The 16,121-nt window shown below is 49.6% G+C and carries 13 protein-coding genes; 8 read left to right on the forward strand and 5 right to left on the reverse strand.

Going from position 1 to position 16,121, the window contains the following annotated elements:
• The first annotated feature begins 14 nt into the window (after positions 1 to 14).
• Complete coding sequence (locus HWY38_RS14660; RefSeq protein WP_224182111.1) at positions 15 to 1,514, forward strand: alpha-N-arabinofuranosidase; 1,500 nt, start codon at positions 15 to 17, stop codon at positions 1,512 to 1,514.
• Positions 1,515 to 1,623: 109 nt separating this feature from the next.
• Positions 1,624 to 3,420, forward strand: a complete 1,797-nt coding sequence (cstA, locus tag HWY38_RS14665) for a carbon starvation protein CstA (protein ID WP_012118141.1) — start codon at positions 1,624 to 1,626, stop codon at positions 3,418 to 3,420.
• 69 nt (positions 3,421 to 3,489) lie between these two features.
• On the opposite strand, the gene HWY38_RS14670 is transcribed toward cstA, so the two are convergent.
• From HWY38_RS14670 to sspI, 4 genes are all read right to left on the reverse strand, one after another.
• Positions 3,490 to 4,818: a (Fe-S)-binding protein gene (locus tag HWY38_RS14670; RefSeq protein ID WP_224182112.1), complete on the reverse strand. Its 1,329-nt coding sequence runs from the start codon at positions 4,816 to 4,818 to the stop codon at positions 3,490 to 3,492.
• The gene (gene glcD / locus HWY38_RS14675) at positions 4,815 to 6,227 is read right to left on the reverse strand and encodes a glycolate oxidase subunit GlcD (RefSeq protein ID WP_224182113.1); all 1,413 of its coding nucleotides are present in this window, start codon (positions 6,225 to 6,227) and stop codon (positions 4,815 to 4,817) included. Before glcD ends, HWY38_RS14670 begins: the two co-directional genes overlap by 4 nt.
• 99 nt (positions 6,228 to 6,326) lie before the next feature.
• Positions 6,327 to 7,412 carry a CdaR family transcriptional regulator gene (locus HWY38_RS14680; protein ID WP_029326040.1) on the reverse strand — a complete coding sequence of 362 codons (1,086 nt, stop codon included), beginning with the start codon at positions 7,410 to 7,412 and terminating at the stop codon, positions 6,327 to 6,329.
• Positions 7,413 to 7,473: 61 nt separating this feature from the next.
• Positions 7,474 to 7,689 carry a small acid-soluble spore protein SspI gene (sspI, locus tag HWY38_RS14685; protein ID WP_003152527.1) on the reverse strand — a complete coding sequence of 72 codons (216 nt, stop codon included), beginning with the start codon at positions 7,687 to 7,689 and terminating at the stop codon, positions 7,474 to 7,476.
• A gap of 120 nt (positions 7,690 to 7,809) precedes the next feature.
• Here sspI and HWY38_RS14690 point away from each other — a divergent pair, with 120 nt between their 5' ends.
• From HWY38_RS14690 to pheT, 3 genes are all read left to right on the forward strand, one after another.
• On the forward strand, positions 7,810 to 8,556 hold the full coding sequence (locus HWY38_RS14690; RefSeq protein ID WP_007408111.1) for a TrmH family RNA methyltransferase: 747 nt from the start codon (positions 7,810 to 7,812) through the stop codon (positions 8,554 to 8,556).
• A 361-nt stretch (positions 8,557 to 8,917) separates the two neighbouring features.
• Positions 8,918 to 9,952, forward strand: coding sequence for a phenylalanine--tRNA ligase subunit alpha (gene pheS / locus HWY38_RS14695; protein ID WP_224182114.1), 1,035 nt, complete (start codon positions 8,918 to 8,920; stop codon positions 9,950 to 9,952).
• Between the two features lie 13 nt (positions 9,953 to 9,965).
• Complete coding sequence (pheT, locus tag HWY38_RS14700) at positions 9,966 to 12,380, forward strand: phenylalanine--tRNA ligase subunit beta (protein WP_014305542.1); 2,415 nt, start codon at positions 9,966 to 9,968, stop codon at positions 12,378 to 12,380.
• 37 nt (positions 12,381 to 12,417) lie between these two features.
• Here the strand turns inward: pheT and rnhC are convergent, their stop codons facing one another.
• Entirely contained in the window at positions 12,418 to 13,359 is a 942-nt protein-coding gene (gene rnhC, locus HWY38_RS14705) for a ribonuclease HIII (protein ID WP_003152532.1), read from the reverse strand.
• 133 nt (positions 13,360 to 13,492) lie between these two features.
• Here rnhC and zapA point away from each other — a divergent pair, with 133 nt between their 5' ends.
• The 3 genes from zapA (at position 13,493) to polX (ending at position 16,109) form a co-directional block, all read left to right on the forward strand.
• The gene (gene zapA, locus HWY38_RS14710; protein ID WP_003152533.1) at positions 13,493 to 13,750 is read left to right on the forward strand and encodes a cell division protein ZapA; all 258 of its coding nucleotides are present in this window, start codon (positions 13,493 to 13,495) and stop codon (positions 13,748 to 13,750) included.
• 7 nt (positions 13,751 to 13,757) lie between these two features.
• Positions 13,758 to 14,291 (forward strand): CvpA family protein, encoded by a 534-nt coding sequence (locus HWY38_RS14715; protein ID WP_003152534.1) that lies wholly within the window; start codon positions 13,758 to 13,760, stop codon positions 14,289 to 14,291.
• 105 nt (positions 14,292 to 14,396) lie between these two features.
• On the forward strand, positions 14,397 to 16,109 hold the full coding sequence (gene polX, locus HWY38_RS14720; RefSeq protein WP_060657393.1) for a DNA polymerase/3'-5' exonuclease PolX: 1,713 nt from the start codon (positions 14,397 to 14,399) through the stop codon (positions 16,107 to 16,109).
• Positions 16,110 to 16,121: the final 12 nt, after the last annotated feature.

Genomic DNA, 16,121 nt, shown 5'->3' on the forward strand with positions numbered 1-16,121 from the left:
AGAGGGAGGAAATAATGAAAAAAGCGGGGATTACAGCAGATAAAGAATATATCATCGGTGAAGTGGACAAACGGATGTACGGATCATTTATAGAACATATGGGCCGGGCGGTGTATGAAGGCATTTATGAGCCCGGACACCCGAAAGCCGACAAGGACGGGTTCAGAACAGACGTGCAGGAGTTAATCAAAGAATTGCAAGTGCCGTTCATCCGCTATCCGGGAGGGAATTTTCTCTCAGGCTACAATTGGGAGGACGGCGTCGGGCCGGTAAAGGACCGCCCGCGGAGGCTTGATTTGGCATGGCAGACGACAGAAACGAACGAAGTGGGGACGAATGAATTTTTAACGTGGGCGAAAAAAGTGAACGCCGAAGTGAATATGGCGGTCAATCTCGGGACGAGAGGGATCGATGCCGCCCGGAACCTCGTCGAATACTGCAACCATCCTGAAGGGTCGTACTGGAGCGACTTACGAAAATCGCACGGATATGAAAAACCTTACGGCATCAAAACATGGTGCTTAGGAAATGAGATGGACGGCCCTTGGCAGATCGGTCATAAAACGGCGCATGAATACGGACGGCTCGCCGCTGAAACGGCAAAGGTGATGAAATGGACGGACCCGACGATCGAATTGGTGGCTTGCGGAAGCTCAAACAGCGGCATGCCGTCCTTCATCGAGTGGGAGGCCGAGGTGCTTGAGCATACGTACGAGCATGTGGATTACATCTCACTGCATACGTATTACGGCAACCATGAAAATGATCTTGAAAACTATTTGGCGAAGTCGATGGATTTAGACCATTTTATTAAATCCGTCACAGCCGTATGTGATTATATGAAAGCGAAAAAACGCAGCAAAAAAACGATTCACCTTTCTTTAGATGAATGGAATGTGTGGTATCACTCAAATGAAGCGGATAAAAAAGTGGAGCCATGGATTACGGCCCGGCCGATTCTCGAAGACATCTACAATTTTGAAGATGCGCTGTTGATCGGTTCACTGCTGATTACGATGCTGCAGCATGCGGACAGACTAAAGATCGCCTGTCTCGCCCAGCTTGTCAACGTAATTGCGCCTATTATGACTGAAAAGGGCGGAGAAGCATGGAGACAGCCGATCTTTTACCCTTACATGCACGCCTCTGTCTACGGGAGAGGGACTTCAATGAAGCTGCTGGTCACTTCCCCGAAATACGACTCAGCGGATTTTACGGATGTGCCGTATGTTGATGCCGCGGCCGTTTACCATGAAGAGGATGAAGCACTGACCATTTTTGCCGTCAACAAAAGCAAGGAACTGATGGAAACGGAGATAAAGCTGAGAGGGTTTGAAGATTACCGCATTATTGAGCATATCGTGCTGGAGCATCAGAATATGAAAGCGACCAATCAAAAAAACAGAAAAGAAGTCATTCCGCACTCCAACGGGACGTCTTCCGCAAACGCCGAAGGAATAACGGCTCATTTTACGCCGCTGTCCTGGAATGTCATCCGTTTATCAGGAAAATAGCGTTCCGAAAAGCCGGGCTTAGCCGCCGGCTTTTTTTACGTAAAAATCATCTGCTGTTATCTGATAATTGTGATAATATTTAGAAAAAGAGAAAAGGGGCTGGGATTAAATGAATGCGATTACAATCGTCATAGCGTCTATATGTATTTTAGCGATCGCCTATCGGCTTTACGGTACCTTTATGATGGTCAAAGTATTAAAAATCAATGATCAGACACCGACTCCGGCCCATGTGCTTGAGGACGGGAAAGATTATGTGCCGACGAATAAGTGGGTGTCATTCGGCCACCACTTCGCAGCAATCGCCGCTGCCGGCCCGCTTGTCGGACCGATTCTGGCAGCTCAGTTCGGCTATCTGCCCGGGCTTTTATGGCTGTTAATCGGGGCAGTGATCGGAGGAGCCGTGCACGATATTGTCGTATTGTTTGCATCAATGCGGAAAAACGGGAAAACGCTTTCTGAAGTCGCCAAAGAAGAGCTCGGCCCGGTGGCGGGTTTTTGCACGGGTCTCTCCATGCTGTTTATCATTACGATCACGATGGCGGGGCTGTCCATGGTTGTGCTGCACGCGCTTGAGAAAAACCCGTGGGGAACGTTTGCGGTGGGGATTACGATTCCGATCGCGATGGGGGTCGGCCTCTATTATAAAAAAACGGGCAATCTCAAACTCGCATCAACTGTCGGGTTTCTTTTGTTAATGGCCGGTGTTGTCATCGGGCCGCGGCTGCAGACAACGGCTCTCGGGGACATGCTGACACTGGATGCGAAAACGCTTGCAGTGGCGCTTCCTGTTTATGCGTTTTTCGCCGCGGCGCTTCCGGTTTGGCTTTTGCTGGCTCCGCGTGACTATTTAAGCAGTTTTATGAAAATCGGGGTTTTTGCCGCTTTGATCGCAGGCGTCTTTTTCGTTAATCCCGCCATTAAATTCCCGGCCGTGACGGAGTTTATTCACGGCGGAGGGCCGGTGATCGCGGGTCCTGTCTGGCCGTTTATTTCAATAACGATTGCCTGCGGCGCCATTTCGGGCTTTCATGCATTTGTCGGTTCCGGCACAACGCCGAAAATGCTGGATAAATGGAGTGATATAAAGCCGGTTGCTTTCGGAGCGATGCTTGTGGAATGTCTCGTCGGAATTATGGCGCTCATTGCAGCTGCCGCTCTTGAGCCCGCCGACTATTTTGCCATTAACAGCACGCCTGAAATATTCCGCACCCTCGGGATGAATGTCGTCCATCTGCCTGAATTGAGCAAAGAAATCGGGCTCAGTCTGGAAGGAAGAACGGGCGGAGCCGTTACGCTTGCCGTCGGAATGACGTATATCTTTACGGAGATTCCGTTTTTCAGTCATTTGGCTTCATACTTTTTTCAATTCGTCATTATGTTTGAAGCGGTGTTTATTTTAACGGCGATTGATGCGGGAACCCGTGTCGCCCGGTACTTGATTCAAGAGTTTTTCGGAGAGGTCTATAAGCCGCTGAAAAAAACAGACTGGCTGCCGGGCTCGATTTTCTCAAGCGCGCTCGCCTGCCTGCTGTGGGGCTATCTTCTGTATTCGGGCGACATCAGTTCCATTTGGGCGCTGTTCGGCGTATCCAATCAGCTTATGGCGTCTGTCGGCTTAATTATCGGTGCGACCGTCGTATTAAAAATAGCGGATAAGCGGCGCTATATGCTGACATGCCTGATTCCTCTCGCTTATTTGTATGTGACCGTCAACTATGCGGGTTATTGGATGGTGCGGTATGTGTATTTGAACCCCGAAGCGGCGGGATACAACGTGCTGAATGGCGTTTTATCCATTATCATGCTCATTCTCGGGCTTGTGATTATCATTGCGGCTGTGAAAAAATGGGCGAATGTATGGCGTGATCCGAGTGCCAGACTGGAAGCTTCAATACCCGGATAAATCCGCGGCCGTCCGAACATTGCAGCATCATAAAAAAGCAGAGAGCCGTTCGGTCTCTCTGCTTTCATCTTATGACAAATCCGCCGCTTCCAAAAGGTAATCCGCCAAATGAACCGCGCGGACACGGCCTGTTAATCCTTCGCGCAAAATGCCGAGCTGCATTTGCAGAAGGCATCCGGGATTGGCTGTCACGATGACGGCCGCCTCCGTTTTTCCGGCGGCTTTCATCTTGCTGTCTAATATTTTCATAGACATCTCTGACTCTGTTATATTATAAATTCCTGCCGACCCGCAGCAGCTGTCGGCCTTTTCCATTTCTCTGTACTCAGCCCCTTTAATGCTTTTCAAAAGCGTGCGCGGTTCCTCTGACGTATGCATCACATTGCGGAGATGGCAGGAGTCCTGATATGTGACGATATGAGGAGACTGTGCCCGCAGGTTTTTTTGATGGAACTTCAGATCAACCAGTACGGATGAAAAGTCTTTGAGCTTCCGGACGAATTGTCCGGCACGTTCCGCCCATTCAGGTTCATCTTTCAGTAAATGCGGATATTCCTGAAGAAAGGCGCCGCATCCGCCGGCGTTTGTAATGATATAATCAGCGTCAAGCGCTTCAAAAGCCGCGATATTCCGCTTGGCCAGTTCTTTTCCCATCTCTTTTTCTCCGCTGTGCCCGTGAAGCGCGCCGCAGCACGCCTGGCCGTCCGGAACCGCGATTTCACATCCGGCCGCCTGTAAAAGCGCCGTTGTCGCATGATTAGTCGCTAAAAACATTGTATCCATTAAGCAGCCCGAGAAAAAAGCGGCCCGTTTTTGGACGGGACCCGCGGCAGGAAGAAAACGCGGCCGTTCCTTCATGTCTTTCCGTTTCGGGACGGGCGGGAGCACTTGTTCCATTGTGCGCAGATGCTCTGGCAAAACGCGCAGCATACCGGTTTTTCTGACGGCGGTCTGCAGTCCCGATCTTTGGTATATTCCGAGAAGATTCACGGCTGTCTGCATGCGGTTTTGATGAGGGAAAAGCCCGGTGAAGGCGGCTTTCCGCAAGAGGCGCACGCCCGGCTTATGTTTTTTATTTTGATGAATGATATCCCTCGCTTCTTCAAGCAGCTGTCCGTAATTGACCCCTGCCGGACAAACGGGCTCGCATGCCCGGCATCCGAGACACAGCGAAAGTGAGCGCTCGACATCTTCATCAGGCTCAATCAGTCCGTCAGTGACGGCTTTCATCAGGGCGATCCGGCCGCGCGGCGAATGGGATTCTTGAAATCCCGATTCGATATAGGTCGGACAGGAAGGAAGGCAGAAGCCGCAGCGCATACAGTTCAGCAATTCACCTTCATCCATGCGGTTTTTGAATTCTGTTTGAATTTGTTTCTGCTCTTTAGCCGTGGTCATTTCATCACCACCACGCGTTTCCTTGATGAATTGGCGAATATTTTTCCCGGATTCAGCAGATTTTGGGGATCAAGCGCTTGTTTGATCGCTTTCATGGCGGTGATGCCTTCTGTTTTCAGCTTCATTTCTAAATACGGCGCTTTTACGATGCCGACCCCGTGTTCACCCGTTATCGTTCCGCCCAGCTCAATCGCTTTTTCAAAAATGGCGGCAAAAGCTTTTTCGACACGTTCCATCTCCTCTGTATTCCGGATATCGGTGGTGCACGTCGGATGGAGGTTGCCGTCTCCGGCATGGCCGAATGTGCAGATGGACAAGCCGTATGTTTCTGCAATCTCGTTAATGGCTTTGACCATGCTGGCAATTTGTGATCTCGGCACGGTCGCATCTTCCAGAATCGTTGTCGGTTTCAGCCGGGCAAGGGCTGATAATGCGGACCGTCTGGCCTCTGTAAGCGCGAATGCCTCTTCCTCGGTTTCAGCCGTTTGGACGGATACGGCTGCTCCGTTTTTACAAATCGCTTCGATTTTTTCCATATCGCGTCTGACCGTGTCGCTGTCACCGTCCTGTTCGATCAGCAGCACCGCTTTTGCGTCGGTCGGAAGCCCGATCTTGGCGTAATCTTCAATGACCTGCAGTGTCGGCTGATCCAGAAATTCGAGTGTCGCCGGAATGATTTTTTCAGCGATGATGGCAGAAACAGATTCCGCGGCCGCTTCAATATGTTCATAGAGTGCAAGCAGCGTTTTTTTCGTTTCCGGCTTCGGAACCAGCTTTAAAGTCGCTTCCGTCACAACGCCGAGCGTCCCTTCTGATCCGACGAAAAGCCGGGTCAGATCATAACCGGCGACATCCTTTGTCAGCTTTCCTCCTGTGCGGATGATATCGCCTGAAGCCAAGACGGCTTCAAGGCCGAGGACATAATCCCGGGTGACGCCGTACTTCAAACCGCGCAGCCCGCCGGAATTTTCATTAATATTCCCGCCGATCGTCGATATTTTCATGCTGCTCGGATCAGGCGGATAAAATAAACCTTTTTGTTCAACCGCACGGATCATATCTTGCGTGATCACGCCCGGCTGGACGGTTGCCGTCAAATTTTCTTCATCGATTTCCAGAATGCGGTTCATATGTTTGAATAAAAGCACAAGCCCGCCTTCAGTGGGACATGTGCCGCCGCATAAGTTTGTGCCTGAACCCCTCGGCACGATCGGAATGTCATGCCTGCTGCAAATCGTTAATATACGGGACACGTCATCCGCGCTGCGGGGGGCGATGACCGCATCCGGCATGGCTTGCAGCTGAGGAGCCGCATCATAAGAATACACAAGACGGCCCGCCGCTGAATCATCATAATTCTCCTTCCCGACCGTCCGGATGAACGCTTCTTTTGCCTCTCGTGAAATCATGTTCTCCCAACCTCCCTGATAAGAAAAACGTTTTCATTTAATTGTAAAGAAAAACGATTCCGCACACTATGGAGAAACATATGAAAAATGATGATATGATTACGTGCTTTTTGTATGTTGATCTAAAAAGCGCAGCGCCAAATAAAAAGCCGTTATGTCTTCAGGGCGGTCAAGCTTCATATTTGTCAGTGATTCCAGTTTGGAAAGGCGGTAGCGCAATGTATTGATATGAATATGCATGTCGTCGGCGGTGCGCTTTAACGATAATTGCCGGTCGAAAAAGGCGCGCAGCGTATCCAGAAGTTCTTCCCGGCCGAGTACATGTTCGAGAACCCGCCGTGAAAATTCCGACCTCGTACCGGGTGTGATATCGGCAAGACACATATCCAGTTTTAAATCTTCTTCAAAGACGGCCTGCTTGTCACCGATTCCGGCTGAAAGTGCTTTATCCGCCTGTTCGTATGATTCCGTGAGGCGCTCTCCCGGAACGATCCGTCCGATGCCGGCGGTGACAGGCTGCCCGAAAACGGCGCCGATCTTTTTAATGAGCTGTGTTTTGGAAGCCGAATTTGCTTCATGATTAATGAGAATGCGTTCATTTCCCCAGCGGACAAACAGGTCTTCAGGGCATTCGTACTGCCAGAGCCGCCCGAGCTCCTCCGCTTTATATTGCTCATAACGGCCTTGAATGAGTATGATCCGGCGGTATGCGTGAAGGTCTGCGCCGATGAGCTTTGCTTTTTCTAAAAAGCCCGGAGACCATTCTTTCAGCTGCAGCCAATCAACCATAAAGGATTCAAGCATTCTCGCACGCCACTGCGCTTCTTCCATATGGCGCGTTTCTTTAATAAACAGCTCCGTCATTTTTCTGAGCAATTCTCCGAAAGGCAGGATATCGTCAGGGTCTCCTGTCAGGCCGAATACTCCGATCACTTCATGGCCTGAAAAAACGGGGAGGTTCAGTCCTGCTTTTACGCCCTCGAGCCGTTTTTCATCTTCTTTCGTAATGATGACATTCCGTTTTTCGCGCGCGCAGATCAGTGCGCCTTCATGAAACCATCCGGCGCGCGCCTCGTTCGTGCCCGCGATGATCATTCCTTTTGTATCGGCAATAATCACTTCGCGGCTGTACATATGTTTGACTTCGGCAATCAATTTCTTTGCCAGTTCCGGCTGTAACTGCATGGCGATCCCCCTCGCCATTATTATACAAAAAAAACCGGGTGTCCCATCACCCGGTTCATGTTTATTGCGCAGGTTTTAATCCGCCTTCAAGTGTTTTGAGCATTTCATTTTTTTCTGAGTCCGACGCATGCTGCCAAAGAACTTCGAATAAGACGCCGAGGCCCGGAAGCATTTTTTCTTCACCGCTTTGGATGGCGTCAACGATAGTATGCTCCAGCTGATCCTGGTTATTGCCGGTTACATTGGCAATAACGGCGTTGCGTAAATTAAGATCCATTACAACCGCTCCTTTTTTCTGAATGTGATACGCATATTCTTACCGCGCACGCGGTTTATTATGTGCTGTTCTTAAGATATAATAACAACATGCATGAAAAAAGGAGAGCACAGACATAAAGTGAAACGAATCGACTCTGCAAAAAACCAAAAAGTGAAGGACTGGAAAAAACTTCACACAAAAAAAGAGAGACTTAAAACGAATACATTTCTGATAGAAGGAGAGCATCTGGCAGAAGAAGCGCTCAAATCAAAGGGAACGGTAAAAGAAATTCTCGTAAACGATGAGAGCGCCATCCCGGCCGACCTGGACATGAGCATTCCGTGCTACGTGCTGAGCGAAGACGCGTTTTCAGCCGTGACGGAAACGGAAACGCCGCAGCGGATCGCCGCGGTCTGCCATATGCCGGATAAGCAGCCTGATCAGCTGAAGCGGCTGCTTCTGATTGATGCCGTGCAGGACCCGGGGAATTTAGGAACAATGATCAGAACGGCAGATGCGGCGGGGATCGACGCCGTTGTCCTTGGTGAGGGAACAGCAGACCCGTACAATGGAAAAACGCTGCGTTCAGCACAAGGTTCTCATTTTCATATTCCCATTTTGAAACGTCCGCTTGATGAGTTTACCGCTGAGCTGAAATCACAAGGCGTCGCGATCTACGGCACGGCGCTTGAAAACGGTGCGGCTTATCAAAGCGTGAAGCCTGAAGAATCGTTCGCGTTAATCGTCGGGAACGAGGGGGCGGGAGTGGACGCCGGCCTTCTGCAAAAAACCGATCTCAACCTGTACGTTCCGCTGTACGGACAGGCGGAATCGCTGAATGTGGCGGTGGCGGCCGCCATCCTCGTTTATCATCTCAGAGGATAGGTTGCGAAAAGCCTTGGATTTCACTATAATAGATAGCAATAATGTAAAAACCGTGACAGAGGACGTCAATTTTTGCACACACTGCCTTCCAGGGAGAAAATGCCGCTGACTGAGAGCATTTTTATCGCAGCACAAAAATTGATTTTCACCTCTCGAGTTGTCACCGGGACCGCGCCAAACGCGCGTAAAGGTGAACCGGAACGATCGTTTCCGTTATGTCAATGAAGCTGTCGGCAGATGAAGTCTGCCTTAAAAAGGGTGGTACCGCGGCCACAACTCGTCCCTTCTCTCAAGGGGCGGGTTTTTTTGTTTTCTGAAAAAGGCATAGAACGGTTTGGTTTACATAAAAGGAGGATGCATGATGGAAGAGAAGCTTAAACAGCTCGAACTGGAAGCTGCAGAAAAAGTAGAAGCGGCGGGTTCATTAAAAGAAGTTAACGACATTCGGGTGCAATATCTCGGAAAAAAAGGGCCGATTACAGAAGTTCTCCGCGGCATGGGCAAACTGTCCGCCGAAGAGCGCCCGAAAATGGGAGCGCTCGCCAATGAAGTGAGAGAGCGCATTGCAGCAGCCATTACGGCAAAAAATGAACAGCTTGAACAAGAAGAGATGAATAAAAAACTCAGCAGCCAGACGATTGACGTCACATTGCCGGGCAGTCAGGTAAACATCGGCGGACGCCATCCGCTGACGGTCGTTATTGAAGAAATTGAAGATTTATTTATCGGTATGGGATATACCGTCGAAGAAGGCCCTGAAGTGGAAACGGATTATTACAACTTTGAGGCGCTGAACCTGCCGAAGGAACATCCGGCCCGCGACATGCAGGACAGCTTTTACATTACAGAAGAAATGCTGATGAGAACGCAGACGTCACCGGTGCAGACGCGCACGATGGAAAAGCATAAAGGAAAAGGCCCCGTCAAAATCATTTGTCCCGGTAAAGTGTATCGCCGCGACAACGATGACGCGACACATTCCCATCAGTTCATGCAGATCGAGGGTCTCGTCGTCGACCGCGAAATCAGCATGAGCGATCTGAAAGGCACGCTTGAATTGGTCGCCAAAAAAATGTTCGGCCAAGATCGTGAAATCAGGCTCCGTCCGAGCTTTTTCCCATTCACAGAGCCTTCTGTCGAGGTGGATGTGACCTGCTTTAAGTGCGGCGGACAAGGCTGCTCCGTCTGCAAAAAAACAGGCTGGATCGAAATTCTCGGCGCCGGCATGGTTCATCCGAACGTGCTGAAGATGGCCGGATTCAATCCTGAGGAATACCAGGGTTTTGCTTTCGGAATGGGTGTTGAACGTATCGCGATGCTGAAATACGGCATTGAAGATATCCGCCATTTCTATACCAATGATGTCAGATTCATTTCGCAGTTTAAACAGGCGTAAGAGGAGGATACACATGTTTGTTTCTTATAAATGGTTAGAAGATTACGTTGACTTGCAGGGAATCGACCCGGCCGTGCTTGCAGAAAAAATTACGAGAGCCGGTATTGAAGTTGAGGGTATCGAGTATAAAGGGGAGGGCGTAAAAGGCGTTGTCATCGGACATGTGCTTGAGCGTGAACAGCACCCGAATGCCGACAAGCTCAACAAATGCCTTGTTGATATCGGTGCGGAGGAACCCGTGCAGATTATCTGCGGCGCCCCGAATGTTGATAAAGGACAGAAGGTTGCCGTTGCAACGGTCGGAGCCGTGCTTCCCGGCAATTTCAAAATTAAAAAAGCCAAGCTGCGCGGCGAAGCGTCTCACGGCATGATCTGTTCCCTTCAGGAGCTTGGCATTGAGAGCAAGCTCGTGGCGAAAGAATATGCGGAAGGCATTTTCGTTTTTCCGAATGATGCTGAAACGGGAGCTGACGCAATGGCGGCCCTTCAGCTTGATGATGCGATTTTAGAATTGGGCTTAACGCCGAACCGCGCCGACGCGATGAACATGCTTGGCGTGGCTTATGAAGTGGCGGCTATCCTTGGCGCAGAGGTAAAGCTTCCGGAGGCTTCATATGAAAAAGCGGCAGAAAAAGCGGCGGATGCTGTTTCCGTCAAGATTGAAGATACGCAGGCCAATCCGCATTATGCCGCAAAAATCATTAAAAACGTCAAAATCGGCCCGTCACCGCTTTGGATGCAGACGAAGCTGATGAATGCAGGCATCCGCCCGCATAATAACGTCGTGGACATTACAAACTTCGTCCTCCTTGAGTACGGACAGCCGCTTCACGCTTTCGATTACGACCGGTTCGGTTCAAAAGAGGTCGTCGTCAGAAAAGCGGCGGAAAACGAAACCATCGTGACGCTGGATGAACAAGAGCGCAAGCTGTCAAGCAGCCATTTGGTCATCACAAACGGAAAAAAAGCGCAAGCCGTTGCGGGAGTCATGGGCGGAGCTGAGTCTGAAGTCCGCGAAGACACCACTGCGATTTTACTGGAAGCCGCTTATTTCGACGGACAGACCGTCCGCAAAGCGTCGAGAGACCTCGGACTGAGAAGCGAAGCGAGCGCCAGATATGAAAAAGGCATTGATCCGGCCCGCGTTTTGCTGGCGGCTGAACGGGCCTGCAGTCTCATTCAGGCATATGCCGGCGGAGAAGTGCTCTCAGGCACGGTTGAAGAAAACCATCTGAAAATCGAAGCAAACAACATTCACGTGTCTGTTGAAAAAGTGAACGCCGTGCTTGGCATGGCAATCGCTAAAGAAGAAATCATCAGCATTTACAAGCGCCTCGGGTTTGCAGTCGGTGAAGCTGAAGACGTTCTCGTCGTAACAGTGCCGTCCCGCCGCGGAGATATTAGAATAGAAGAAGACCTGATTGAAGAAGCGGCGAGATTGTACGGGTATGACAATATTCCGTCCACGCTTCCGGAAACGGCCGGCACGACAGGCGGCTTGACACCGTATCAGGCAAAACGCCGGAAAGTGAGACGTTTCCTTGAAGGAGCGGGTCTTTCACAAGCGACCACTTATTCATTAACGAATGATAAAAAAGCGGCCGCTTTTGCGATCGAAAAATCATTCAACACGATGCTTGCTCTGCCGATGAGCGAAGAAAGAAGCATTCTCAGACACAGTCTCGTACCGAATCTTCTTGAAGCCGTTTCATACAATCTGGCCAGACAGACTGATTCCGTTGCTTTATATGAAACAGGTTCTGTATTTCTGACGAAAGAAGAAAACACAAAACCGGTTGAAAAAGAACGGGTTGCCGGAGCTGTAACCGGATTGTGGCGTAAAAATTTATGGCAGGGTGAGAAAAAGCCGGTTGATTTCTTCGTCGCCAAAGGAATCGTTGAAGGCCTGCTGCATCAATTGAATGTGTCAGACCGGGTTGAATTTGTCCAGTCAGAACGCAAAAACATGCATCCCGGCCGGACGGCAAACATTCTATTGAACGGTTCGCTTGCCGGATTTATCGGCCAGGTGCATCCGGCAATGGAAAAAGAGCTGGATATCAAAGAAACGTATGTGTTCGAGCTAGATCTGCACGCGCTTCTGACCGAGGAAACAGAACCTGTCGTGTATACGCCGATTCCGAAGTACCCGTCCGTCACGCGCGACATTGCGCTTGTGGCAGATAAAACCGTTACAAGCGGACAGCTCGAAGCCGTGATCAAAGAAGCCGGCGGCGCGCTGCTGAAAGAAGTCACCGTATTTGATGTGTACGAAGGTGAGCATATGGAAGAGGGCAAAAAATCCGTCGCCTTCTCGCTCCAATATGTTAACCCTGAACAAACATTGACAGAAGAAGAAGTGACAAAAGTACATGAAAACGTGCTGAAAGCGCTGGAAGAAACGTATCAGGCGGTATTAAGAGGATAAAGAAAAAGCTTGCAGATCATTCTGCAAGCTTTTTTTATTATGACCGTTTCCGTTCTACAAGGCGTTTCGCTTTTTGCGTATTGGCAAAATGAAGTTTGGTGAACGTTCTGAGCGCACCTTCTCCCTTATTGATGATCAGCTTGGCGGCAGCTTCATCGACGTGCGGCCCCGCGCCTTTTGGAATCGTCATCCCAGCCTCACGGGAAAGCTTATCCATTTCAATTAAGAAAGAATATCGCGCAATGATAGAGGCTGCGGCGACGGAAAGATGTATGCTTTCCGCTTTCGTGCTGAAAAACGTTTTTTCTTTTACGATATCCCGTCCGGAAAGATGCTTAAAATAAATGCCGGGCTCTGCAAATTGGTCAATCAGAATCGCTTCCGGTTTAACGCCGTTCATTTTTCTCAGCAGATTGGAAATCGCCTGATTATGAAGGAGCGCCTTCATTTTTCCTTGGCTCATGCCTTTTTCCTGCATCTGATTGTATTTTTCGTTTTTCAACACAAGCAGGCTGTAAGGAATGGTTTTAATTAACAGTTTGGCGATTTCAATAATCTGCGGATCTTTTAAATCCTTCGAATCCTTCACACCGAGTTCTTTCATTAAAGAAAGCTTTGTTTTGTCGGCGTAAGCGCAGGCAACCGTTATCGGCCCGAAGTAATCGCCTGTTCCGACTTCATCAGAGCCGATCACTGACATGGAGGCAATGCCCGCCGGGGGAGCGTAAACCGGGTCGGCCGCTTTTTTGACGGTTTTCTTTGCCTTCGGCGCCTCAGCCGTTCCCCAGCGGGCCGCTTCTGTGCCGGCGTTTTTTCCTTGAAAGAGAACCTTGCCCGAGCGGTAGGCTGTAATGGTACAGCCCGGGGGCTTGGCCTGGAAGACGGCGCCCTGCGGAACGGCGGGAGTAAGGGAGCCGGCATAGGATTGTTTCATTTGTTCCATAGCGGAAGCGGATACTTTTATAACAGAATGGGACACGATATAATCTCCTTTTTTGGCACTTTTCACTGTATATACCAGTGTATCATAACAGCCCGAGGCTCGTCTTTCCATTCAAACGATAATCGTGGTATGATAGGAACTAGGATTCTCGCGGAATGGAGGAGAAACGTTGTCTGACGGCAAAAAAACCAAAACGACAGTAAACATTTACGGCCAGCACTTCACCATTATCGGGGAAGAAAGCAAAGCGCACATGCGCCATGTGGCCGGAATGGTTGATGATAAAATGAGAGAAATCAACGAGAAAAATCCATATCTTGATATAAATAAGCTCGCTGTATTGACTGCGGTCAATGTCGTGCATGATTATATGAAACTGCAAGAAAAATATGAAATACTGGAGCGGCAGCTTAAAGAAAAGGAATGAACACCATATGATAGATATCATCATCTTAGTTCTGCTCTTAATGGGCACATTGCTTGGATTAAAAAGAGGATTTATCCTCCAATTTATATACTTGACGAGTTTCATCCTCTCGATTGCGTTTGCGGCGCTTTTTTACAAAAACCTGGCCCCGCATCTGAGCTTTATACCCGCCCCTGATTTTTCCGGCGGGCAGGCGGCTCTGTCTTTTATTAAAGGAAACGTGGAGACAGCTTATTACAACGCGATCGCGTTTGTCATTTTGTTTATCATCGCAAAGATCCTGCTCCGGATTATCGGAGCGGCGCTTAATATCATCGCCGGCATTCCGGTCATTAAACAGATCAACAAACTGCTGGGCGGGGTGCTTGGATTTCTGGAAGTCTATTTATTTGCGTTTATCCTGTTATACGTCGCATCCGTACTGCCGGTAAGCGCGCTTCAGGATATGCTCGCACAATCGACGCTTGCAAATATCATCACACATCATACGCCGTATCTGTCGGGGCTCCTGCAAGAACTGTGGGCCCAGTACGGGGCATAAAAAACTTCTCTTGACCGGAGAAGTTTTTTTCAAGCTCTGCGTCAGTTGTGCCGGAAGAGAAAAATTTGTATGATGAAAAGCAGGAAACGACTGGGGGTTAACAGTATGCATAAAAAAGATATCATCAGGCTGCTTGAAACGATTGCGGTCTATATGGAACTGAAAGGGGACAACCCGTTTAAAATATCAGCCTTCCGAAAAGCGGCGGCGGCGCTTGAGCAGGATGACCGCAGCCTGTCGGAAATCGACGACATGATGTCTTTATCCGGAATCGGAAAAGGCACCTACGGCGTCATTCGTGAATATATGCAGGAAGGTGTGTCCGGCACGCTTCTCCAATTGCAGAAAGAAGTCCCGGAAGGCTTGGTTCCTCTTTTGAAGCTTCCGGGCCTCGGCGGCAAAAAAATCGCCAAGCTGTACCAGGAGCTTGGCGTTCATGACGCGGAATCGCTGAAAGAAGCATGCGAGCAGCAAAAAGTACAGGGGCTCGCCGGTTTCGGCAAAAAAACGGAGGAGAAAATCCTTCAGGCTCTCGGAGAAGCCGGAAAACAGCCCGAACGGTTTCCAATCGGCTATGCGCTCAGCATTGCTTCAGTCATTGAAGAACATTTGGCCCGGCTGACGGATATTCAGAAATATTCCCGGGCCGGCAGTCTCAGAAGAGCGCGGGAAACCGTAAAAGATCTGGATTACATTATCGCTACAGATCGTCCGGAGGCTGTCAGAGAACAGCTTCTTTCCCTCCCGAACGTAAAAGACGTGATAGCGGGCGGGGATACAAAAGTATCGGTTATCCTGACCTTTGAATACGAGACGAGTGTGGATTTCCGGCTTGTGACAGAGGAACAGTTTGCCACCACACTGCATCATTTTACGGGTTCTAAAGACCACAACATTAAAATGCGCCAGCTGGCGAAAGAGCGCGGTGAACGGATCAGTGAATACGGAGTAGAAACCATAGAAACGGGAGACGTCAAAACATTCCCGAGCGAAGAAGCGTTTTACGCCCACTTCGGTCTGCCGTTTATTCCTCCTGAGCTCAGAGAAAGCGGGCAGGAGGTCGACACGTACCGGGAAGAAACGGACCTTGTGGAGCATAAAGCGATAAAAGGCGATCTCCACATGCATTCAGCCTGGAGTGACGGCGCTTTTTCCATCAGAGAAATGGCAGAAGCATGTATGGAAAAAGGCTACCAGTACATGGCGATCACCGACCATTCCCAATATTTAAAGGTAGCCAACGGGTTAACGGCCGAACGGCTCAGAAAACAGGCGGAAGAAATTGACGCGTTAAACGCTGAATTTGAAAATTTTCATATTTTTAAAGGCGTAGAAATGGACATTCTCCCCGACGGTTCGCTTGATTATGATGACAGCGTTCTGTCTGAAATGGATCTTGTCATCGCATCTATTCATTCAAGCTTCAGCCAGCCGGAGCATGTCATTATGAAACGGCTTGAACAGGCGCTGACGAATAAGCACGTGGACATTATCGCCCACCCGACGGGACGCCTGATCGGCAGACGGGCCGGCTATGAAGTCGACATCGACATGCTGATTGAGCTCGCAGCCAAAACAAATACGGCGCTTGAACTGAATGCAAACCCCGCGCGCCTCGATTTACGGACTGAGCATCTGATCAAAGCAAATGAAAAAGGTGTGACTTTGGTCATTAATACCGATGCCCATAATATCGAGATGCTCGATGATATGAAAACGGGCGTGACCGCTGCGCGCAAAGGCTGGACGGAGACAAAACATGTGTTAAACGCCCGGCCGTTACATGAGGTCAAAGCATTTCTGACGCGCAATGATTAAGTAAGGAGGACC

The organism is Bacillus sp. KS1 (assembly GCF_020075515.1).
Classification (GTDB): domain Bacteria; phylum Bacillota; class Bacilli; order Bacillales; family Bacillaceae; genus Bacillus; species Bacillus velezensis.

What these genes read in the sequence shown, in the direction of transcription:
- HWY38_RS14660 (WP_224182111.1), top strand. Translation starts at nt 15, where the DNA reads ATGAAAAAAGCGGGGATTACAGCAGATAAAGAATATATCATCGGTGAA.
- cstA (WP_012118141.1), top strand. Translation starts at nt 1,624, where the DNA reads ATGAATGCGATTACAATCGTCATAGCGTCTATATGTATTTTAGCGATC.
- HWY38_RS14670 (WP_224182112.1), bottom strand. Translation starts at nt 4,818, where the DNA reads ATGACCACGGCTAAAGAGCAGAAACAAATTCAAACAGAATTCAAAAAC.
- pheT (WP_014305542.1), top strand. Translation starts at nt 9,966, where the DNA reads ATGTTTGTTTCTTATAAATGGTTAGAAGATTACGTTGACTTGCAGGGA.
- pheS (WP_224182114.1), top strand. Translation starts at nt 8,918, where the DNA reads ATGGAAGAGAAGCTTAAACAGCTCGAACTGGAAGCTGCAGAAAAAGTA.
- polX (WP_060657393.1), top strand. Translation starts at nt 14,397, where the DNA reads ATGCATAAAAAAGATATCATCAGGCTGCTTGAAACGATTGCGGTCTAT.
- HWY38_RS14715 (WP_003152534.1), top strand. Translation starts at nt 13,758, where the DNA reads ATGATAGATATCATCATCTTAGTTCTGCTCTTAATGGGCACATTGCTT.
- sspI (WP_003152527.1), bottom strand. Translation starts at nt 7,689, where the DNA reads ATGGATCTTAATTTACGCAACGCCGTTATTGCCAATGTAACCGGCAAT.
- glcD (WP_224182113.1), bottom strand. Translation starts at nt 6,227, where the DNA reads ATGATTTCACGAGAGGCAAAAGAAGCGTTCATCCGGACGGTCGGGAAG.
- HWY38_RS14680 (WP_029326040.1), bottom strand. Translation starts at nt 7,412, where the DNA reads ATGCAGTTACAGCCGGAACTGGCAAAGAAATTGATTGCCGAAGTCAAA.